At 52.6% G+C, this 19,882-nt stretch carries 19 protein-coding genes, 1 tRNA gene and 1 pseudogene; 5 read left to right on the forward strand and 16 right to left on the reverse strand.

Features of this window, described 5'->3' with window-relative positions:
- Positions 1–345 precede the first annotated feature (345 nt).
- From ACYQ54_RS12575 to ACYQ54_RS12620, 10 genes are all read right to left on the reverse strand, one after another.
- Positions 346–1,941, reverse strand: coding sequence for a bifunctional metallophosphatase/5'-nucleotidase (locus tag ACYQ54_RS12575; RefSeq protein ID WP_460082723.1), 1,596 nt, complete (start codon positions 1,939–1,941; stop codon positions 346–348).
- Positions 1,942–2,428: 487 nt separating this feature from the next.
- Positions 2,429–2,632 carry a DNA gyrase inhibitor YacG gene (yacG, locus tag ACYQ54_RS12580; protein WP_148584685.1) on the reverse strand — a complete coding sequence of 68 codons (204 nt, stop codon included), beginning with the start codon at positions 2,630–2,632 and terminating at the stop codon, positions 2,429–2,431.
- Between the two features lie 89 nt (positions 2,633–2,721).
- Entirely contained in the window at positions 2,722–3,348 is a 627-nt protein-coding gene (locus ACYQ54_RS12585) for a Maf-like protein (RefSeq protein ID WP_460082725.1), read from the reverse strand.
- A 43-nt stretch (positions 3,349–3,391) separates the two neighbouring features.
- Entirely contained in the window at positions 3,392–3,610 is a 219-nt protein-coding gene (gene infA / locus ACYQ54_RS12590) for a translation initiation factor IF-1 (protein ID WP_006939340.1), read from the reverse strand.
- Between the two features lie 117 nt (positions 3,611–3,727).
- Positions 3,728–4,342, reverse strand: coding sequence for a GNAT family N-acetyltransferase (locus ACYQ54_RS12595; protein ID WP_460082727.1), 615 nt, complete (start codon positions 4,340–4,342; stop codon positions 3,728–3,730).
- Between the two features lie 15 nt (positions 4,343–4,357).
- Positions 4,358–4,810, reverse strand: coding sequence for an arsenate-mycothiol transferase ArsC (locus ACYQ54_RS12600; protein WP_460082729.1), 453 nt, complete (start codon positions 4,808–4,810; stop codon positions 4,358–4,360).
- Positions 4,811–4,815: 5 nt separating this feature from the next.
- On the reverse strand, positions 4,816–5,319 hold the full coding sequence (locus tag ACYQ54_RS12605) for a UPF0262 family protein (RefSeq protein ID WP_460082731.1): 504 nt from the start codon (positions 5,317–5,319) through the stop codon (positions 4,816–4,818).
- A 30-nt stretch (positions 5,320–5,349) separates the two neighbouring features.
- Complete coding sequence (hisD, locus tag ACYQ54_RS12610; RefSeq protein ID WP_460082733.1) at positions 5,350–6,657, reverse strand: histidinol dehydrogenase; 1,308 nt, start codon at positions 6,655–6,657, stop codon at positions 5,350–5,352.
- 42 nt (positions 6,658–6,699) lie between these two features.
- Entirely contained in the window at positions 6,700–7,137 is a 438-nt protein-coding gene (locus ACYQ54_RS12615; RefSeq protein ID WP_460082735.1) for a DUF2948 family protein, read from the reverse strand.
- A 169-nt stretch (positions 7,138–7,306) separates the two neighbouring features.
- Complete coding sequence (locus tag ACYQ54_RS12620; protein ID WP_460082737.1) at positions 7,307–7,519, reverse strand: hypothetical protein; 213 nt, start codon at positions 7,517–7,519, stop codon at positions 7,307–7,309.
- A gap of 141 nt (positions 7,520–7,660) precedes the next feature.
- On the opposite strand from ACYQ54_RS12620, the gene ACYQ54_RS12625 reads away from it, so the two are divergent.
- A complete protein-coding gene (locus ACYQ54_RS12625; protein WP_460082738.1) occupies positions 7,661–8,149 on the forward strand; it encodes a DUF3124 domain-containing protein in 489 nt (162 codons plus the stop codon).
- A 207-nt stretch (positions 8,150–8,356) separates the two neighbouring features.
- Here the strand turns inward: ACYQ54_RS12625 and murA are convergent, their stop codons facing one another.
- Positions 8,357–9,646, reverse strand: a complete 1,290-nt coding sequence (murA, locus tag ACYQ54_RS12630) for a UDP-N-acetylglucosamine 1-carboxyvinyltransferase (protein WP_460082740.1) — start codon at positions 9,644–9,646, stop codon at positions 8,357–8,359.
- A gap of 176 nt (positions 9,647–9,822) precedes the next feature.
- Positions 9,823–10,032 (reverse strand): hypothetical protein, encoded by a 210-nt coding sequence (locus ACYQ54_RS12635; RefSeq protein ID WP_460082741.1) that lies wholly within the window; start codon positions 10,030–10,032, stop codon positions 9,823–9,825.
- Positions 10,033–10,630: 598 nt separating this feature from the next.
- Between ACYQ54_RS12635 and ACYQ54_RS12640 the strand changes: the two genes are divergently transcribed.
- From ACYQ54_RS12640 to ACYQ54_RS12655, 4 genes are all read left to right on the forward strand, one after another.
- Positions 10,631–10,705: transfer RNA gene (locus ACYQ54_RS12640), tRNA-Thr, on the forward strand.
- A gap of 549 nt (positions 10,706–11,254) precedes the next feature.
- A complete protein-coding gene (locus ACYQ54_RS12645; protein ID WP_460082743.1) occupies positions 11,255–12,082 on the forward strand; it encodes an FkbM family methyltransferase in 828 nt (275 codons plus the stop codon).
- Positions 12,075–14,069: a capsular polysaccharide export protein, LipB/KpsS family gene (locus ACYQ54_RS12650; protein ID WP_460082744.1), complete on the forward strand. Its 1,995-nt coding sequence runs from the start codon at positions 12,075–12,077 to the stop codon at positions 14,067–14,069. Before ACYQ54_RS12645 ends, ACYQ54_RS12650 begins: the two co-directional genes overlap by 8 nt.
- A gap of 1 nt (position 14,070) precedes the next feature.
- Positions 14,071–15,468: a glycosyltransferase gene (locus tag ACYQ54_RS12655; protein WP_460082746.1), complete on the forward strand. Its 1,398-nt coding sequence runs from the start codon at positions 14,071–14,073 to the stop codon at positions 15,466–15,468.
- A 196-nt stretch (positions 15,469–15,664) separates the two neighbouring features.
- Here the strand turns inward: ACYQ54_RS12655 and ACYQ54_RS12660 are convergent.
- The 4 genes and pseudogenes from ACYQ54_RS12660 to ACYQ54_RS12675 all read right to left on the reverse strand — a co-directional run.
- A pseudogene (locus ACYQ54_RS12660) lies at positions 15,665–16,650 on the reverse strand (IS3 family transposase); the annotation flags it as partial.
- Positions 16,651–16,723: 73 nt separating this feature from the next.
- Positions 16,724–18,049 carry an RkpR, polysaccharide export protein gene (locus ACYQ54_RS12665; protein WP_460082748.1) on the reverse strand — a complete coding sequence of 442 codons (1,326 nt, stop codon included), beginning with the start codon at positions 18,047–18,049 and terminating at the stop codon, positions 16,724–16,726.
- A 34-nt stretch (positions 18,050–18,083) separates the two neighbouring features.
- Positions 18,084–18,743, reverse strand: coding sequence for an ABC transporter ATP-binding protein (locus tag ACYQ54_RS12670; protein ID WP_460082750.1), 660 nt, complete (start codon positions 18,741–18,743; stop codon positions 18,084–18,086).
- Complete coding sequence (locus ACYQ54_RS12675) at positions 18,740–19,528, reverse strand: ABC transporter permease (protein WP_460082751.1); 789 nt, start codon at positions 19,526–19,528, stop codon at positions 18,740–18,742. The genes ACYQ54_RS12670 and ACYQ54_RS12675 overlap by 4 nt, the downstream gene beginning before the upstream one ends.
- Positions 19,529–19,882: the final 354 nt, after the last annotated feature.

Consider the following 19,882-nt stretch of genomic DNA (forward strand, 5'->3'; position numbering starts at 1 on the left):
CGCTGAAAGCCCGGTCCTTATAGAGGCTCCCTGAAACCTTGTCCAGCACCCCGGCAAAGTTTTTTACCCGATGGCCTCACCTCACCTGTTGAAAACTTTCAGCCCAAATAAGCACCTGAAAAATAATATCTTTCTGAAATTCAGATGCGGCCGCGATCTCCCGCTGCGCAGAAAATGCTGGCTGGCGTCGATACCGGGTACGAGGCCGGACGCGCCACGGCCTGTATCGGGGCCAATGTGCCTTGTCACCAACGACGGTCGAGCACCGACAAAATCTCCCACCTCAAACGAAAAAGCGCGCCACGAGTGGCGCGCTTCTGATGCTGGTCCAGGATCCGGAACAGCTTATTTTGCAGTGATCCGGTCGTCCGTATACGCGGAATACCCGTTCTTGCTGGCGAGATATTCGGAAACCACGTCGGCGAGATCCGGACCGAAGTCATAGGCGTTCATGCCGTTGGTCGCGAAGATCTTGTAGCCGTCGCCACCGCCGCGCATGTAGTTGTTGGAGACAACGCCGTAGACCTTTTCCGGATCCAGCGGAACGTAGCTGTCGCCTTCCATCACCATGACGTCGGAGATCCGTTCACCAGCGGGTTTGGTCTTGTCGAAGGAGTACTTCAGACCCGCCACCTGCGGGAACCGGCCTGCGCCCTCTTCCACCTGGCTGACACCATTTTCAAGCGCCGCGATCACGTCGGAGCCCTTGAGTTCGAAAGTGGACAACGTGTTCTGGAACGGCAGCACCGTCAGAACCTCGCCCTTGGTGATTTCACCGGCATCAATGGAGGCCCGCAGACCACCACCGTTCTGGATGGCGATCTGGACGCCCTGACCCTTTACGCGGTCAAGCATGGCTTCGGCAACAAGAACGCCCATTTCACAGACCTGGGCCCGGCAGACTTCCCGGTCCGCTCCGATCGGCGCATCAGCCTGAGCAACGACTTCCTTGCGGATTTCGTCAAGCGGTTCGGCAAGTTCCTTGATCCGCGAGACCAGTTCCGGATTTTCGACGATGGTGTTGTCGATGATGATCGGCTCACCGGCAGCTTCCGTGATGACGCCATTGTCGTCGAAGGTCACGTTCAGTTCGCCCAGGAACTTGCCATAGGCATAGGCCTGCACGACTGCGGTCGGCGTTCCGTCCGGACCGTCGATCATGGTCGGATACGGGCCTTCCGCCTTGTCCGACGTGTTGGACAGATATGTGTTGGAATGGCCCCCGACGATCACGTCGATGCCTGGTGCATTGGCTGCCACTTCCTTGTCGACCTTATAGCCGGAGTGGCTGAGGACGATGATCTTGTTGACACCTTCGGCGGCAAGCTTTTCCGCCTCGCGGGTGACGGCTGCAACCGGGTCGGAAAAGGAAACATTCGGGCCGGGGCTGGCCAGTTCATCGGTATCTTCCGGCGTCAGGCCGATCAGACCTATTTTTTCGCCGCCACGCTCGATCACGACGGAAGGCTTCAGGACGTCGGCGAGCTGAGGCTCTTTCGAGACATCCGCATTGGACATCAGCACAGGAAACTCGACGGCATCCATGAAGCCGCGCAGAACTTCAGGTCCATCGTCAAATTCGTGGTTGCCGACGGTCATCCCGTCGTAGCCGAGCTTGTTCATGAACTCGGCCGCAGCCTTGCCCTTGTAATAGGTGTAGAACAGCGTGCCCTGGAACTGGTCACCGCCATCCACGAGGATCGCGTTGTTGCTGGCTGCCCGGCGATCCTTGATGATCGTGTCGAGGCGCGCTGTGCCGCCAAAACACTTGCCTTCCGCATTGTCCTCTTCACCGCAAGTGGAGTCGTATTTGTTGATCGGCTCGATGCGGCTGTGGAAGTCGTTGGTGTGCAAGATCGTCAGCGAATAATCGGCATAGGCTGCCGTCGACAGTGCCGTGGTCACGGACAGCACTGCGGCGCTCAGAAAACGTTTTTTCATCGGACCCTCGCCCTTGGATAGGTTGGTTATGCCGTATCAGGAACGAGATGCCTGACGCCGGCTTCCCGGTGTTCTTAAAGACCCGCAACGCACCTCAATACAAGGTATCAACTTTCCCGGAGAAAACCGGAACAGAGGGCGCCAGGATCGCCGGTATAAAAAGATCTTGGTTCAGTTTTATGACAGCTGCAAGTGTCTGGCGGCATGAAACTGAAAAAAATTTTGCTGGATAAATATTTTTGCAGCCCTGCCTAAAAATCGCACAATCCCGCCAACTCCACTCCATCGCATCCACGAGCGACAGTCTGGAGGAGCCAACGTGAGGCTCATCCTGAAAACACAGGCAACATGCGGTGTTCAGGCGTTTTCGGATAAACAGTCAGGAAAGAGCGGCTGTCACGCTGCCAGGTGCCGTAAACAAGGGCACGGGACCGGCAGTTGCTTTGCCAGCACATAATCTGCGGGACCACATCTCCCGCAACCTGCTTCAGGAGCGGTCTTCGTCTGGAAAATTGCTCTCGTCGATATCGTCGGTCTCCACCACAGGAATGGTGTAGCCTTCGGAGAACCAGCGGTTCATATCGATCTTGGCGCAGCGATCCGAGCAGAACGGATAATCGTCCGGCGTCGACAATTTCGAGCAGATCGGACACGGGCGCATGCGCCGTTCGGGTTTCTGGCTTTCGGCCATTTCACTCTCCGGATTTCTGCCTGCAGCCGGCCGCCGGAAAAGCAGCCTGGCTATGGATCATCGGCCAGCCCAAGGCGCAACTGCCTGCATCAGGCTGCTGCGGTTGCCCACCCCTGATGAACAGGGTAGCCGGCCGAACTCAGCAAGTTAGCGGTTTCAACCAACGGCAGCCCCACAACGGCCGGATAGGACCCGACCAGCTTGACGACAAAACTGCCCGCAAGCCCCTGGATGGCGTATCCACCGGCCTTGCCGCGCCACTCGCCCGAGGAAATGTAATCGTCCATGTCCTTGCGCGACAGGCGCTTGAAACGCACACGGGTTTCCACAAGCTTGGACCGAACCTTGCCGTTTGCCTCTGCGACGGCCACTCCGGTGAACACCCGGTGGCCGCGGCCGGACAAGAGAGACAGGCACATGAGCGCCTGATCGGTCAGTTCGGCCTTCGGCAATGCCCGGCGGCCGACCGCAACCACGGTATCGGCAGCCAGAACCACACTGTCCTGCATGGTTTCCGACGCATCGGCCATCTGTCGAACGGCTTCAGCCTTGGCCCGCGCCAGGCGCAGCGCAAGACTGCGCGGCGTTTCGTGCTTTTTCGGCGTTTCGTCGATATCGGCCGGCAAAAGGTGATCCGGCTCCAGTCCGATCTGCTGCAGCAGCGCGAGGCGGCGCGGCGAGGCGGAGGCCAGGATCAACTGAGGGGCATTGGTCATTTAAGAGCGAGCCTTGCAGCCGGGGTCACCATGAAGGAACCGCTTACTTGAAGCGGTAGGTGATCCGCCCCTTGGTAAGATCATACGGGGTCATTTCGACAAGGACCTTGTCACCCGCCAGGACGCGGATCCGGTTCTTGCGCATACGCCCTGCCGTGTGGGCGATGATTTCGTGATCATTTTCCAGTTTTACGCGGAACGTCGCATTCGGCAACAGTTCTGTTACGACGCCCGGAAACTCCAGAGCTTCTTCTTTGGCCATTTGATATCCTGAATAAAGCGGGCCCTGCCCGCGGGTGCGGGGGAAACTAACGGATTAGCAACAGAAAGTGAACCTTTCTTTCCACCGCTATGCAAAGAAACTGCCAGATCTATTGCTTCACCCTTGGCAAGTTACATTTCCTGCGCGGTCAGAACCGGAAAACCCGGCATTTGCCTGCTGTTCACGCCACTCGTCTTCAAGCAATGCATAAAAGAACTCTTCGTCCCAACCGCCCTTGAACAGGGCATGTTCGCGAAAATGGGCCTCCCTGCGCATCCCCAGACGCTCCATCACACCCCAGGAGCCATCATTGCGGGCATCACAACTGGCGAAGATGCGATGCAGATTGAGATCCTCAAACCCCATGCACAGCAGCGCGCGGCCGGCCTCCGTGGCATAGCCCCTGCCCTGGTACTGTGGATTCAAGGTGAATCCGATGGTTCCCTGGCGGGCCTCGACATTGGTCACGCGAAGGGAGACGTCACCGATGAGTGCGCCGTTTTCTTTGCTCTCGACCGCGAAAGCCAATGTTCCTTCTCCGTCCAGCCGGCGCATTTCTGTCCATTCGGTCAGCTTTTTCCGGATCTTCTCCAGGCTTCGTGGTTCCCAAAACTGGTAACGCGCGACCTCCGGCAAAGACTGGTAGGCATGAAGAGCCTCAGCATCGCAAGCTTCCATAGGTCGCAGCACCAGCCGGTCGGTCAGGACCGGAGAGGTAATCTCGTATTTCATTCGTTTCCTTCAGGTTCAGCCGCTTGGTGGCGGGGCCCAGTCAAGGCGCTTCTTGATGCGCATCATCAGTTGATCGCGCACGGCCCGATATTCGTCCAGGATCTGTTCCCGGCTGCCGGTGGCAAGGGTTGGATCGAGTGTCGGCCAGTATTCCACCTCGACCGCTTCCGTTCTCGTCATGTCGAGGGCCTTGTGGTGCGCTTCTGGAGCGAGAGTGACCACAAGATCGAAACCGGATTCGTCCAGGTCCTCGAAGGTCTTGGGAGTGTGCCGGCTCATGTCGACGCCGATTTCCGCCATCACCGCATCCACGAAGGGGTCAACCTTGCCGGATCGCACTCCGGCCGAGCGAACATAGATCTGGCCCGGGAAGAGTTTGGCTGTCAGCGCCTCGGCCATAGGCGAGCGTACGGAATTCATTCCGCAGGCAAATAGCACCGCAGTCGGACGCATGCCCGGCCCGGCCATATCTGTCAGCCCTTCCAGTGCAAGGCGTAAACGAGGGTAAACAGCCGCCGCGCTGTCTGCATGTCGACTTCTATCTTCCCTTCAAGCCGCTCCATCAAAATGGCAGAGCCTTCGTTGTGAACGCCGCGCCGCCCCATGTCGATTGCCTCGATCTGGCTTGGCGTCGCGTGACGGATCGCCTCGTAATAACTGTCGCAGATCAAGTCGTAGTCCTTGACGATCTTGCGCAGTGGAGACAGCGACAGAACATGGGTGACGACTTCGATGTCATCATCGGTCCTGATGCGGAATACCAGCTTCTTTTCGATCACCGACAGATAGAGCACGTAGTTGGCGGGCGGATGCCCGACCGGCTGGAACGTGTTTTCCTCAATCAGGTCGTAGATCGCAACGGCGCGGTCGTGTTCCACTTCCGGCGTCGAGCGAGCGATGGAGGCTTCGTCCAAAACCACGTCGACCAGCCTGCTGCCGGTTTTCTGCGGTTCGGGATCCGGTTGCGGTTCGCTCATCTGGTCGAAGCCTCTTGTTCAAGTCGGGAGCTACATATTCAGCCTGATGGAAACAGAGCGCGCATGCGCCGACAACCCCTCAGATTCGCCAAGAGCGATTGCCGCTGGTCCGAGCTGACGCAGATTATCCGCATTGCATTTCAGGATCGAGGTGCGTTTGACGAATTCCAGCACACTCAAGCCGGAAGAAAACCGGGCAGAACGGGCCGTCGGCAACACGTGATTGGACCCGCCGACATAGTCGCCGATCGCTTCAGGCGTATAATGCCCCAGGAACACGGCTCCGGCATTGCGCACCTTCTTCAACAGCGCTTCCGGATCGGTGACGGCCAGCTCCAGGTGTTCCGGGGCGATCCGGTTTGCAAGCGGCATTGCGGCCTCCAGGTCGTCCACCAGGATGATGGCGCCGTAATCCTGCCAGCTTGCGCGGGCGACGTCCTCGCGCGGCAGGGTTTTCAGCTGAGCCTCGACAGCAGCTTCCACCTGGTTCGCAAGGTCATCACTGTCGGTGATCAGGATAGACTGGGCGGCCGTATCGTGCTCGGCCTGGGCAAGCAGGTCGGCTGCAAGCCAATCGGCATTGTTGCCGCTGTCCGCCAGGATCAGCACTTCGGACGGGCCGGCGATCATGTCGATGCCGACCGTGCCGAAGACACGACGCTTGGCGGCCGCCACAAAGGCGTTGCCCGGTCCGACGATCTTGGCGACCGGGGCAATGGTTTGCGTCCCATAGGCAAGCGCCGCGACAGCCTGGGCCCCGCCAATGCGGTAGATTTCCGTGACGCCTGCAATTCTGGCAGCGGCCAGCACCAGCGGGTTCAACACCCCGTCCGGGCTCGGCACCACCATCACGATGCGTTCCACGCCTGCAACCTTGGCCGGTACCGCGTTCATCAGAACCGAACTCGGATAGCTGGCGGTGCCACCGGGCACATAGATGCCAACCGCCTCGACCGCAGTCCAGAGCGAGCCCAGTTCCACGCCGATGGGGTCCGTATAGCGGTCGTCCTTCGGCATCTGGCGCGCATGGTGGGCATGGATGCGGTCGTGGGCAAGTTGCAGGGCGTCCAGCGTCTCTTGCGGCACCTTCGCAAGTGCCGCATCAATCTCGGCAGCGGAAACCGTCAGCTCGGCCATGCTCTCTGCCTGCAGTCGGTCGAACCTCGCCGTATAGTCCAGGACGGCCTTGTCGCCTTCCCTGCGCACATGCTCAAGAATGTCCCGGACGATCTGATCGACATCCTCCGACACTTCCCGTTTGCCGGAAAGGAGCGCCTTGAACTGGTCCTCAAAGCGGGCGTCTTTGATGTTAAGGCGTAGAACCACGCGTTTCTCCATCCTGTGCGGTGCCGGGCACCGTCTGTCATTCCGTGCGGGGTGTTAGCCGAGATCGTGCTGCGGCAGGTTCGGCGTGGACCAGGCAGCTCCCAGATCCGACAATTGAGCCTCGATACACTCGACCTCGAGCAAGAGGCTGCCGCCGCCCGCAAAGGCGAGCTGGATCGTGCCGGCGGGCTCTTCTCCCGGCTCGAAGGTGACGGCGAGCAGTTCCAGAACGGCGCCTTTGGCCTTCTGGTTGATGTTCTGCGCCTTCATGGCCTTGACCTGGGCAAAGGCCAGCGCCGCGCGCCGGCGCTCGTGTTTCTTCGACCTCTTGTCGGCTTGCTTGTCCCAGACGAACCGGTTCATCACGAACACGGCCTTCTGCTCGTTCGGCAGATACCGGATATCCGCGACGGTGATCACGGCGTCCTGCAGATGGGCGGAGAGAACCTGAAGGTCTTCCTGGTCAAGGGCGGCAAGTTTCAGCTGATCCATTTGGTCTTGTTCTGATCCGGTCATGCGTTGTCAGGCAGGACGCATATAAGCGTTTTCTGCCCGGTCCCAAGGCTGTTGCCTAATGGGGAATAACAGATTTGGCAATCTCCAATGCCGTGAAAGAGGCCCGGCAGCAGCAAGGACCCCACCGACGGCCCTCATGTTATGCTCAAGGCCCCTCGTCCACACGCTGGCGCAAATCCGACTTGATCTCATCCAGCGAGGCAATCCGCTTGAAGATCCGCCGGCCGAGCCAGAGCCCGAAGACCAGCAGAAAAAAGCCGAGCGACGGCCCATAGGGTGCAGGAACGAAGACGACGGCGAACAAGGCCGCAAAGGCAAAGGCCAGCTGGACCAGAAAACGGATTGTCTGTGCATTCATGCAGTCGCTCCAACATCTTCCCGCAGGCCATTCCAACACCATTCAAAGCCGGCCCGCAGCGTCCTTCCATCTTGCAATCAGGGCATGCATTCTGGAAAGTATCTCCGGGACCCTATCATCACACGAACGCTCGGGCACGAAATGCTGAAACGATTGACCTGTCTCGGACTGCTGGCAGGCAGCCTGTTCTTCTTTCCGGCACATCCCCGGGCCAAGGCACAGGACTTCACAGAAAAGGTGCTCGGCGAAACCATCTACGTGCCGGCCTATTCCCGGGTCTTTTCCCACCCGAACCGGTCCGACCTTCTGGCAGCAACGCTTGCGGTTCACAATGTCGACCCGGAAACCACAATCACGCTCCAGCAGATCGATTATCACAACGAGGACGGCATCTTGTTGCGCAAGCTGCTGGAGACACCGCTGGACATGGCTCCCCTGCAGTCGAAGTCCGTGCTGATCCCGATCAACGATACCACCGGCGGTGTCGGCGCAAATTTCCTGCTCGTGTGGTCGTCGCAGAGCCCTGCCCTCAGCCCGATTGCCGAAGCTATCATGACCAGCGGCAGCGGCGGCCCAGGCCCGTCCTTTACCTCGCGAGGCCGTGTGATCAAACGGCGCGGGGCGGAGTAGGTTTCAGGAAAGCAAACCATCCAAAGGACGGCGTGTGTCTTGTCACCGCTCGCAAACCGTCGTTGCCGGACCTGATCCGACAAATGGCATCATATTCAGGCAGACGGTGTTACGGGCAAAGAGTTCAGCTCCGCAGAGCTTTCTCCGCGTTTCAACCGGGCAGACAAAAACCTGCCCTGGCCTTCAACAAAGAAAATCAAAGCTTGATCAGGCCGAGATGCGCTCGATCTTCGCGCCGCAGCGGGTGAGCTTGTCTTCCAGACGCTCGAAGCCACGGTCGAGGTGATAGACGCGGCTGACCGTCGTTTCGCCTTCCGCGGCCAGACCGGCAATCACCAGCGACACGGACGCCCGCAGATCGGTTGCCATGACCGGTGCGCCACGAAGCGTGGAAACGCCGTCGATGGTCGCCGTGCGGCCGTCCACATGGATCTGTGCGCCGAGGCGGGCCAGTTCCTGCACGTGCATGAAGCGGTTTTCGAAAATGGTTTCGGTGATCCGGCTTGTGCCGCCTGCCATTGTCATCAGGGCCATGAACTGGGCCTGAAGGTCGGTCGGAAAGCCCGGGAACGGCTCGGTGGTGATATCCACCGGCTGGATGCCGTTGCCGTTTCGGTAAACCTTGATGCCGTCTGCAGTCTGCGTGATGTCCGCACCGGTCTGGCGCAGGGTTTCAAGCGCCGATTCCAGAAGGTCCGAACGGGCTCCCTGCAGAAGAACGTCGCCGCCGGTCATGGCAACCGCCATGGCGTAGGTGCCTGTTTCGATACGGTCCGGAACGACGGCATGATGCGCACCATGAAGGCGCGGCACACCCTGGATGCGGATGGTAGATGTCCCCTCGCCTTCGATCTTCGCACCCATGGCCTTGAGGCATTTGGCAAGATCGACCACTTCCGGCTCGCGCGCGGCATTGACGATTTCCGTCTCGCCGCTGGCCAGCGTCGCCGCCATCATGATGGTATGGGTCGCGCCAACGGATACTTTCGGGAACTCGACGCGCGCACCTTTCAGCCCGCCAGGAGCCTTGACGATCACATAGCCGCCGTCGATCTCGATATCGGCGCCGAGCGCTGCCAGGCCATCGATGAAGAAATCCACCGGGCGTGTGCCGATCGCGCAACCGCCGGGCAGCGACACACGGGCTTCGTGGCTGCGGGCCACCAGCGGACCGATAACCCAGAAGCTGGCACGCATCTTCGAGACAAGTTCATAGGGCGCGGTGGTGTCGACAATTTCCCGAGCCGTCAGGTTCAGTGTCTGCCCGGCCAGATCGTCCTGTCCGCTGCGCTTGCCGTTGACCGAATAATCAACACCGTGGTTGGACAGGATCTGCATCAGCTGAGCGACGTCGCGCAGGCGCGGCACATTGGACAGTGTCAGGGTCTCGTCCGTCAGGAGCGATGCGATCATCAGCGGCAGTGCCGCGTTCTTGGCACCGGAGATCGGAATGACACCATTCAGCTCCGCACCGCCAACAACCTTGATACTGTCCATGTTTTTCCCCGAACAAAACCGTGCAGAGCGCACGGCCATCCCTTTGCAAACGTCAATAAACTCACATCAAGCGTGCGGTCTACACGCAACTTATGGCCCATGCAAGGCAGGCAACCGGCGGCAAGCGGGCAAATTCTGGGCCACGGGTTTCGGACCCGCGGCCCGATTTACCGGCCTCAGTCGATGTCCCGCGTCCTGGCTGCAGACTTGCGGCGGCGCAGATTGGCCCTCAAGGCTTCGGCCAGCCGGTCGTCGCGGGATTTTGCGCCCGCTTTGTCAGCCGGCTTTTCATCCCGTTTTTTACCGGTTTTGTCGCCGTCGCTTCCAACGGACTGGTGCTGCTGGTCTTTGTCGGCCATGGTGCGCCTGTATGATGATGTCGTCATCCACCTGTCTAGCAACCTGCCCACAGTTTGCCTAGGCATCCTGCCCATTCTCAAGAACAGACGGGATGCGTTCTCTTATCAACTGATAAGGTCTCTGCCCCTTCAAGGGCATCCGGCCTTGAGCACCGCTCCGGTATCAGATGAGGACCCGCCGCGCTGCCGCACGAAGGCCCGCACATATATGCCTGTGTGGGCCGGCACACCTTGCTGTGCCCGGCACCTGCCTCCCGGCCAAGCACTCCACTTCTCCAGCCACCTCCTCTGCCGCCTCGCTCCGGAACCGGATGCCGCACCAGGCCTGAGATCATCAGTCCGCTTCTCACCAGAGCTATTGAGATTGCTTAATATCCACAGACGAAACTGGCGCAAAAGCCGAGGCTTTCCGCTGCTATCTTGTCAATCGCCCATGCTTTGTCCGAATGGGGCACAAGATGGCGGAAAAAAATCCCAAAACACTGCTTGCGTCCTAGATGCTCTTATGGCAAAAGCCCCCTCATTCCGGTCGGCACCGCTGATCGGCACCAGCACTTGCGTCTCGCAACTCAAGCTTTTCAAGCAAAAAGTTCGACGCCGCGCCTGTCCTCAAGACAAGCCAGATGCTGCCGTAGCTCAGGGGTAGAGCACTCCCTTGGTAAGGGAGAGGTCGAGAGTTCAAATCTCTCCGGCAGCACCATCAAAATTCCCAATAAATTCAATAAATTCTTTAATTCCGAAGACTTATCCCAACCCCCACTTTATTCAAGAGAGTATTTTGCACCGCAGTCAGTTCGGCTGGACATATTAACGACGCAACGCTTCGCAGAAGAACTACTTACAGTTAACTACAAGTTTCAAAGTACGACAATCACGAAATGTTCTAAAATGCACTTAGGATAGATAGAAATATCTAAATTGATCCATGATATGATGAGCACGTCATTCACCGAGATGCATCTGGATTTTTTAGCCTATAAAGACCTGAGTAAATTCAACACTCAGTTAGAGTCGGGCAATCGACCAATGAAGCTTGGTAGGTGCGGGGAGACTTGCCGAGATATATGAGCATTACCACTCAGACTGGAAATAAGTTGCTTATTAAGATAGCAAGCAGTTACATAATCACTGAATTTTCGTGCAAATTATATGGACCCCAAGCCAGTCATGGATTAATCACAACCAGATTAATTGGCTATCATCGCCGTTAGCCCCACTCAGAAAGTGCAGAAGCAAAAATAGAGGTAGTATGACTGACAATCACGAAGAAAACGACGCTCAATTGTTAAAAATGATTGAAAGCCTATCTCACAAAATTGACAAAATCTGCAATCACATTGAATTTCTCCAGGGATCTATTTTTGCAATTGAGAAGTTTCATGCTCAGGAAGATAGTATATTTTCTTTTAATTACAAAAATAAATTAGTTAAAATGTATCTTCCTGAAGGGAATTATGATTTTTTGCAACGCGAGATTATTCGGCGACGAAATTTTTATCAAATAAAGATACTTAGCTACCTGTTGAATATCGGAATCGACCTTAAAAATCTTAATGTGATTGATGTAGGGGCTAATATTGGCAATCATTCGATCTTCTTTAGTATGATATGTGGAGCAGGCAAAGTCTTTTCATTTGAGCCGAACGAACATGTACTTTCTATCTTCGAACAAAACATCTACCTAAACAATCTCGAAAACATTGTTCTCCATAACATAGCACTTGGTTCTGGTAGTGGGCGCGGTTCCTTACACGAAAATAATTTTTTCAATATTGGCGGAAATGAAATACAAGAAAATATAGATGGAGAAATCCAAATTGATAGCATCGACAATCTCTTTAGAGAAGAAAAAGTCGGCTTCGTAAAAATCGACGTGGAAGGTATGCTAGATAAAGTGGTCGGAGGCGCAATCGAAACAATTAAAAGGGATAAGCCAATATTGCTGCTGGAGGCTTTTGGTAGTGAAATTAACACTATAAAGTCACTATGCGACAATCACAATTATTACGTAAAAAAGTCATTTGGCTCAGACTTCTTGCTACTTCCGATCGATGAGGATAGTAGTGAAAATGAGTAAATTTAAGCTTTCTTCTTTTATTGAAAAGAGAAGCCCAAAATGGCTAAAGAATCAGCCTTGGGCTGTAGAGACCTACAACTATATCTTCAAAGGCGACGAAGGTGAACCAGCAGCTTCTCCTACGAGAACGCTTCATCCCGACATCACTGCATTTACTACGTTTGGCGGTGGCAATAAGGTAGGTCTTATCGTTGTCTCCCATAGGAATCTTCTGATTGACGCGAAAAATGATGAATTTAATCCAATTCTGCTAAAGATAGATAACTTATTTGAAGATTCTATAATTTCGATACTAAAAACTAGACTCATTTCAGCTATACTTAAATGTGAAAAAGACTTTGAAATGGGCGTACTGTCCGTTGCGCTCCTGGATGACTCAGTACCTTATAAAGACGTAATAGCTCGAGCGGTTGCGGAAATTGGCTTTGATTGCCTACCGATGTCGGAATACACGAGATCATACCAACCTATTGATATAAGCAAACCCTTGGAAATGAAGGTTCGAAATGTAATATACCATTGCGGCCTTCACTATAATAGAAAACCAACGTTCTTATTCACTGACAAACTAAATGACGACAACATCATTTGGAATGTCGTACGATACGCAGAAGGAACTGGTAACCCGGTCGTAATCGTAGATGTGTCGAAAAAATTTGAAAAAAACTATGACAAATATTTATCTTTTTCTAATGTAGGTGTCCTATCAGGAAAAATATTCAGCGACGATGAAGTCACCAATCTGCTTCAATCAGGCTTTGCTGGCTTTCTTACGGAAGTTGATAAAATAGCTCTTTTAGATGACCTCTTGTATTTGGGAACGAACAGGCTCTATTTTCCTAGCGCAAGCATTTGTGGACTGCGTGATATCTCATCAACATTTTTCCTTTCTAACCTTCTAAGTGAATGTGACCAATCATTTGAGCAGTACAAGCAATTTATGAATAGCGGTGTACACAGTGTTTCTTTAGCTAATAAACTCGACAACTTAGAAGTCATCAACGGTGTGCAAAAATACATTTTAGAGGCTACTAAATCTAAAGGAAGAACATTTGGTGGAAATAGGTACTCTCTATCTGACGAAAGCGCACGTAGTGACATTTTTCTAAGGTGGGGCACTTCTCTGAGCCGCACTAGGAAAAAGTTTGACACCAACTCTAAGAAGCTTGGTAGACCGTACTTTCAAATTGAAGATGGGTTCATTCGATCAATTGAAATAGGCGCGACAGGTAGTCCAGGACTATCTTTTTTGTGTGATGATCTGGGCGCATATTACGATGCACGCTCAGAAAATAGATTCCAGCAAACACTGAATAGCGATTGGACGCCTACTCCAGAACTCGCTCGAATAGCGTCAGATTTTCTGATTTCTTATCGAAAGAAACGTCTATCAAAGTATAATCATGCTCCCGACCTTTCACTCGACCAGTATAGAGATGAACGGAAAAAAATACTTCTAATAGACCAACGTTTCGGCGATGCTTCAATTAAATCTGGCCTAGCTGATGAGCAATCATTTAACAGGATGCTACAAACGGCGATCTTGGATCATACAGACCATGACATTATTTTGAAGCGACATCCAGATGCCACAGTAGGCGGGATGAGTAGCTATTTTTCCAATTCAAGAATAGCATCATTTAGATCGTTAGACAGAGTCCACTTAATAGACACTGAAGTTAACCCTCATTCGCTATTCGACATAGTCGACAAAGTTTTTGTTGTGACCTCAGGAATGGGTTTTGAGGCATTGATAGCAGAAAAGCCAGTCAGGTGTTTTGGAGTACCATATTATAGCAATTGGGGACTAACGCATGACGAAGTTATTATTAGTTCTCGAACCCAGTCGCGTTCTATTGTGGATATTATTTGCGCCTTGTGGCTTGAAAGTTCACTATACGTGGACCCTGAATTTGGAAATTCTATCCCCGCGAAGCAGTTTGTAGATCGTTTCTCAAAAACGGTTGAGGCCTACAGAAAAAAGTAAAATGAGCACACTAGTCTTATGCACCTGCACTTCTGAACTGAACCTACTCTTAAAAAATACAAGGATTTCTAACGACGGCATTTTTGCTGTTTATGGTCTCGACCGCGAGAGTGTCAATATAGATCAAACTTGTATACTTATAAACGAGATGCATCAAATTGCTTCGTTACCATTCGAGGTGCAGCGGATTATTTTTGTTGGTTCACCCAACGTCGATCAATTTCGTGAAGCAATTTTTCAAACATTAAACCACGCTGTTTCTAGTATTTACGTTTTTTTTGAAAATAACCTAACACCAATTTCGGATCACTTCTCAAACAGAAAAGCAATAAGAAAGAAAATATTTCTTATTTACCCAGGAAAGCTACTCCCGATTCGAAACGGATCTGCAATGCGATGCTTTGATATAGCGGTATCGCTATGCACAAAAACTGATCTTACGATATTTATTCCTGCTGGAGTAAAGATTCCTAAAAAGTACCGTACACTCCTATACGCAATGGGGGTCACTTTCCAAAGCTACCGTACAAATTTGAAAGCAAGAATAAAAAACAAAATACAAAATTCTCTCTTAAAGTTTATCCGTCGAAAAGACGACTATATACCAACTTATATTCGCCTCCTAGCGTGCAAGATGTCTGATAAAGATGTCCGTTCTATAAACGCTATGGATCCTGATGTACTGATTTGTTCTTACATATGGACGTACGACAACAGGTTTAAGGTAAAAAGACTTTTTGTTGACACACATGACGTTATGCAAGATCGCGCTGCAAGTATACTAACCAATAGCGCAATTGATAGATGGCTTCTAAAAAAAGAGAAGGAAACTGAAGACGCGATTTTAGAAAAGGCAAATACCTTTCTTGCTATATCAAGGAAAGATTTTAATAGATTTAAGGAGTTGTCTCGAGATTGTAAATTGAAGTATCTTCCACCTAGCTTCAAATGGATCTCACCTATTGCTAAATCTAAAAAGTTGAACCTTAGAATTGGATTCTTTGGTGGTAGAATGCAGGCAAATGTCGAAGCGCTTAACGTGAGCATTCAGCAACTTAAAGAAGCAGGTTTTTTTCTAGCTGGTGGTACTTTTGTGGTAGCTGGCGACGTAGCAAAATTTCTAGCGTCAAACGAGCCCAACATAGTTAACCTTGGTTATGTTAAAAATCCAGAAGCGTTTTATAAGTTCGTGGACGCAGTTTTTGCCCCCATCACAGTAAAAGGCGGATTGAATTTTAAAATCTTTGAAGCACACGCAGCCCAAAGACCAGTGATCACAAATAGACTTGGGGCAGAAGAATTTAAATTTCATCCAAAAATTGAAGGCGTTTACATCTCGGAAACCGCAGATGAATTGAAACGTGCGATTGAATCTATATTCTCCACAAAACTACCTTGAACCGTTGCTCTAATCAAATGGCCCTTTATATTTTGAGAGTAGTTATTGCAACAATATTGTTTTGGCATTACTTTCATTCAACTCGATTGCTTCTTTTTATATTGAGGCGATCGATGAGGTTGCAGCAACGAAGGACACGAAAACTGGAGTGCTACACAACTTGCCCTCGGGGTGGACTAGAGTTTTCCGGACCAAATCAGGAACACGGGCTGGCTGCGGGTTCTGATTTCATCAGGTCCAACGGCACCTTGTTGCCGATGGCACCATGAGGTCTGTGTTCGTTGTAGTCCTTGCGCCAATCCTCCAACTTTTCAGCTCCATCTGCAACGCTCAGAAACCAGTGTGCATTCAGGCACTCCACCCTGAACCGTCCGTTGAAGGCCTCGATGAAAGGCGTCGTCCGTCGGTTTCCCCGGCCTGGAGAAGTCGCGTAACGCCCCTTCGATAGGCCCATAGATCGGGGTCTCGCGAAATGAACTCAGAGCCTTGATCGATGCGGATTGTCTTCGGATAGCCAATACGGGTGCAGACGGTTTCCAAGGTTCTCACCACATCCTCGCCGCAGTAACTGAAGCGGGGATTAAGTGTCGGCACATAGCGGGAGTAGGTGCCGCTCACTGTCAAAACGCGGATCCGACCGGTCGCGAGCTAGTCATGCACAAAATCCATGGCCCAGACATCATTCGGTCCAACAGCTTCCTGCCTGTCTTCCCGGAAGCTTGGGATGCTTGTTCCTCAGTTGCAAGCCCAACTCGTTGTAGATCCGCCGTGTTTTCTTCATGTTGATGAACCAGACTTCCCGAAGCAACAAAACATGCACGCGCCGGTATCCGAACCGGACGCGGGTTTGGCAAATCTCCCTGATACGCTGTTCCAAAGCGGCCTGCCCGGATCGACGGGATTCTGTTGCGATAGGTCGTCGGATCAAACCGGATCACCGCGCAGGCACGGCGAATGGCATCGACCAGTCCGATCGTATCTCGTCGACCAGCATTCTCTTCCGGGCAGGCTTCAGAGCTTTCGTTTGAAGATGTCCTGAAGCATGTCCTTGTCGAAAGACAGGTCCGCGACGATCTTCTTCAGTCGCGCATTCTCCTGCGCCAGCTCCCGAAGCCGCTTCATCTCTGACGACATCAGCCCCGCGTACTTCTTCCGCTAGTTGAAATAGGTCGCATAAGTGAGATTTCCGGGCACATCGCACGGTTTCTGTATTCTTTTTGGAGTCACAAACAGCACCGCAGCTGATTGTGCTGCGTCACGTTCTGTCCCTAACATTGTAATACATCAAGACCATGACAGACCACGCTCCAGCCAACAGCAAAAATGAGGCAAGAGAATATAACAAACGGTGTGGATACTGTGCGTCTTCTGAGAGGGTCGGCTGGATGAATGTCGCAAGATAAAGATGTTTGCTGTCAGCCTCCTGACGAGCCGTTTCCAGGCTGGCAAGTGACGTTACATACAGTTGCTGTGCAAATTCTTCTTCCAATGCAAGTTCCGAATAATCAGCAAGACGGAAGGAAAGTGCTGTCCTGTTCGTACCTGAAGAGCCAGACGGCGATGTACCGGAGCCAAGGCGTTCACGTGCACTTGAAATCTGACCTTCCAGGGCTTCGATTTGCTGGTTCAGCAGCCGGATGCGCGGTGAGTCCTCGTCCAGGTAACTCATCAGGGTCTTTTTTTCCGCTTCCCGGCTTGCCCTTTGTTGATCCAAACCGGCAATCATTTCCGAAGCCAAACGCGCATTTTCTTCCGGGCTGACTTCCTGTGTCTCATTCCTGTATGCAAGCATTTGCTTGCGAATTGCTTTCAGGCGTGCCTCGGCGCGCGCAACGCTTTCTTCCGCAAAACGTACGGTTTCTCGCCTGTTTGCCTCTGAAAGCTGATTAACGAGTATTTCGCTGCGCTTGAGGATTGCCTTGGCGATCTCGACCGAATCCTCAGGTCGGAAGCTGCGCACTTCAACCTGAATGACCCCTGAGGTCGCATCAAAACTGACGTCGACCATGTCGTTCCAGTAACTCAAGCGGTCTTCAATCGGCAGATCGCTGCCCATGCTGAACAGAAAATCCGAGGATTCGCGATTGAAGATGGTCTGCAAATCCAGATTTTCCGGAAGGTCCTCCAACACGGATTGGCTTTGGAGATAGTCCGTAACGATATAGCTATTCGAAGTTGCCGACTCGCCTCCGGCATTTCCCATCACCATGCCAAGCACTTCAGTCGCCGCGACGGGCTGGGAACTGCGGACAGCAAATGCCGTCATGCTGTGATATTGGTCGCTTGCCCAGAAAAACATATAAGCGGAAAATGCGGCGGCAGGCATTGCAACAAACAGCATGAAGCCCAACAGGATCATCCTGTGCCGCATCTTGGTCGCGGATTTCGCGGTCGCCCCTGGCAACGCCAGATCAAGCAGCTTCTGCGGATCGAGGCCGGACTTTTTCAGCCTCGTAATGAGTTTGCCGTCCTTCGATTTTGTCTTGGCGACGGCAGCTCCCTTTTTCGACGGAAGATTGAACACCGTTCCCTGACTGATCTCGTCGGTTTTTTCTCCAGGGATTTTTTCGACAGCTGACATGTTCAATCAAACCTTCAAGTAATCAGAGACCGGCCTATCGGCGTGCCATGTTGTCATTGTGCATGTTAATTGCATCGTCAATATCGTTAAAAAAGGTTAAGTTCCCATCTTCTAACACAATTCCAGTCGTGCAGTACTCTTTAAGCGAAGCATTTGAATGAGACACCATGATGATGTCGGAATTCTGGAGTTTTTCTTCAAAAACCAGTTTGCATTTTTTTCTGAAGTTCGAGTCGCCGACTGCGGTGATTTCGTCAACCAGATAATAGTCAAAATCGATCCCCATGCTGACGCCAAAGGCCAGCCGCGCCTTCATCCCGGAGGAATAGCTTTTCACCGGCATGTAGTAGGATTTTCCGAGTTCGGCGAAATCCTGCACATAATCGACCAGCGCTTCCGTGTCGTGTCCATAAATGCGGGCAACGAAGCGAACATTCTGCTCTCCGGTCAACGATCCATTGAAACTGCCCTGAAAACCGAGAGGAAACGACACGTTGGCGAGACGAATAATCCGCCCGGAAGTGGGCTTGATCGTTCCAGCAATAAGCCTGAGGAGGGTGGATTTACCGGCGCCGTTGCGGCCAAGCAACCCAATGCTGTTGCCTCTGGGAACAGTGAACGACACATCCTTGGCGATATAACGCATCTCTCCCTTGAGCTTGAAGCGTTTGGTAAGACGATCCAATCTGATCATTTCGGCTCCCGCAGTTGTGCATCATAAAGCCAAACCAGAAAGAAGCCGAAAACAATCGAAAACACGGTTAGCCCTACGATGTAAGGCATGTCGACATAAGAAGCCCGGTAGGTAGGATAGAACCCGGTTCGGAAAAGGCCAATAATATGAACCAACGGGTTCCACATGAGCCATTCCCTGAAAGGATGCGGAACGGTGTCTGGCAGGAAAAACACTCCGGAAACTATGAATGCCGGCCGGTTAATAATTCCCCAGATCTGCTGGTAGGTACTGCTCAAATGAAACCATACGATGTTCGAAGCCCCTACTCCTGCACCAAGTGCAATTGCAATCAGGGAAGCCAGGAAGATAGGTGCCAAGTCGATACGCTCAAACGGAACCACGAAATAAAGCACCCCAAAAAGAAGAGCATTTACGACGAAAAGCGTAGCTATCTGCAAACAAATTCGACCAATAATCGTATCATACGGTCGAACAACCGGGTAATTCAACAACGCTCTATTTGCCTCTACTGCCGAACCAACTTGCTCGGAAGTCGATCGATACATGTAAAACGCAATGTAACCGGTAGCAAAAAACAGTGTGAAACTTCTTCCCAGCGGCGGGACATGAGCGACCGCAGAGAACACTGTTGTTAGAATTGCAATCGTCAACACCGGATCCAGCACCGCCCACATGTAGCCGCCGAACTTGTTGCCGTAACGAGTGGTCATCTCGCGGACGATCAGGGCGAAAGTGATCGCGAATTGGCGTTTTAGGCCCTGGCGCAAAGGTTCTGAGTGCATGTTGCCAATCTGCAGTTACTGATCTCTGCTGACGCCCGGTCCGGACGTCAACCGGCTGTCTTGATTAGACCTTTAGTCAGTCCATGTCCATTTGGCGACAGATTTTAACATAACGGATTTCCGCACAGCAACATAGTGTCAGAATGTCACGATCACGGAACCTGTTTATTGGGTGCGATTACGCTGCGAATGGTCTGTACAAAGCAGTCATCCAAAATGCCATGTCCTGAGGACAAGCGGCTGACACCATTTTCCAGCTAATCCTTTTCACCTCACAGTCCTCACGGCTCAATGACTGACTTGCTCACGTTTGCTGGATGGACTGCATGGAAACCGGCCATTTTCCGCTTGCTT

It is taken from the genome of Roseibium sp. LAB1 (assembly GCF_054658235.1).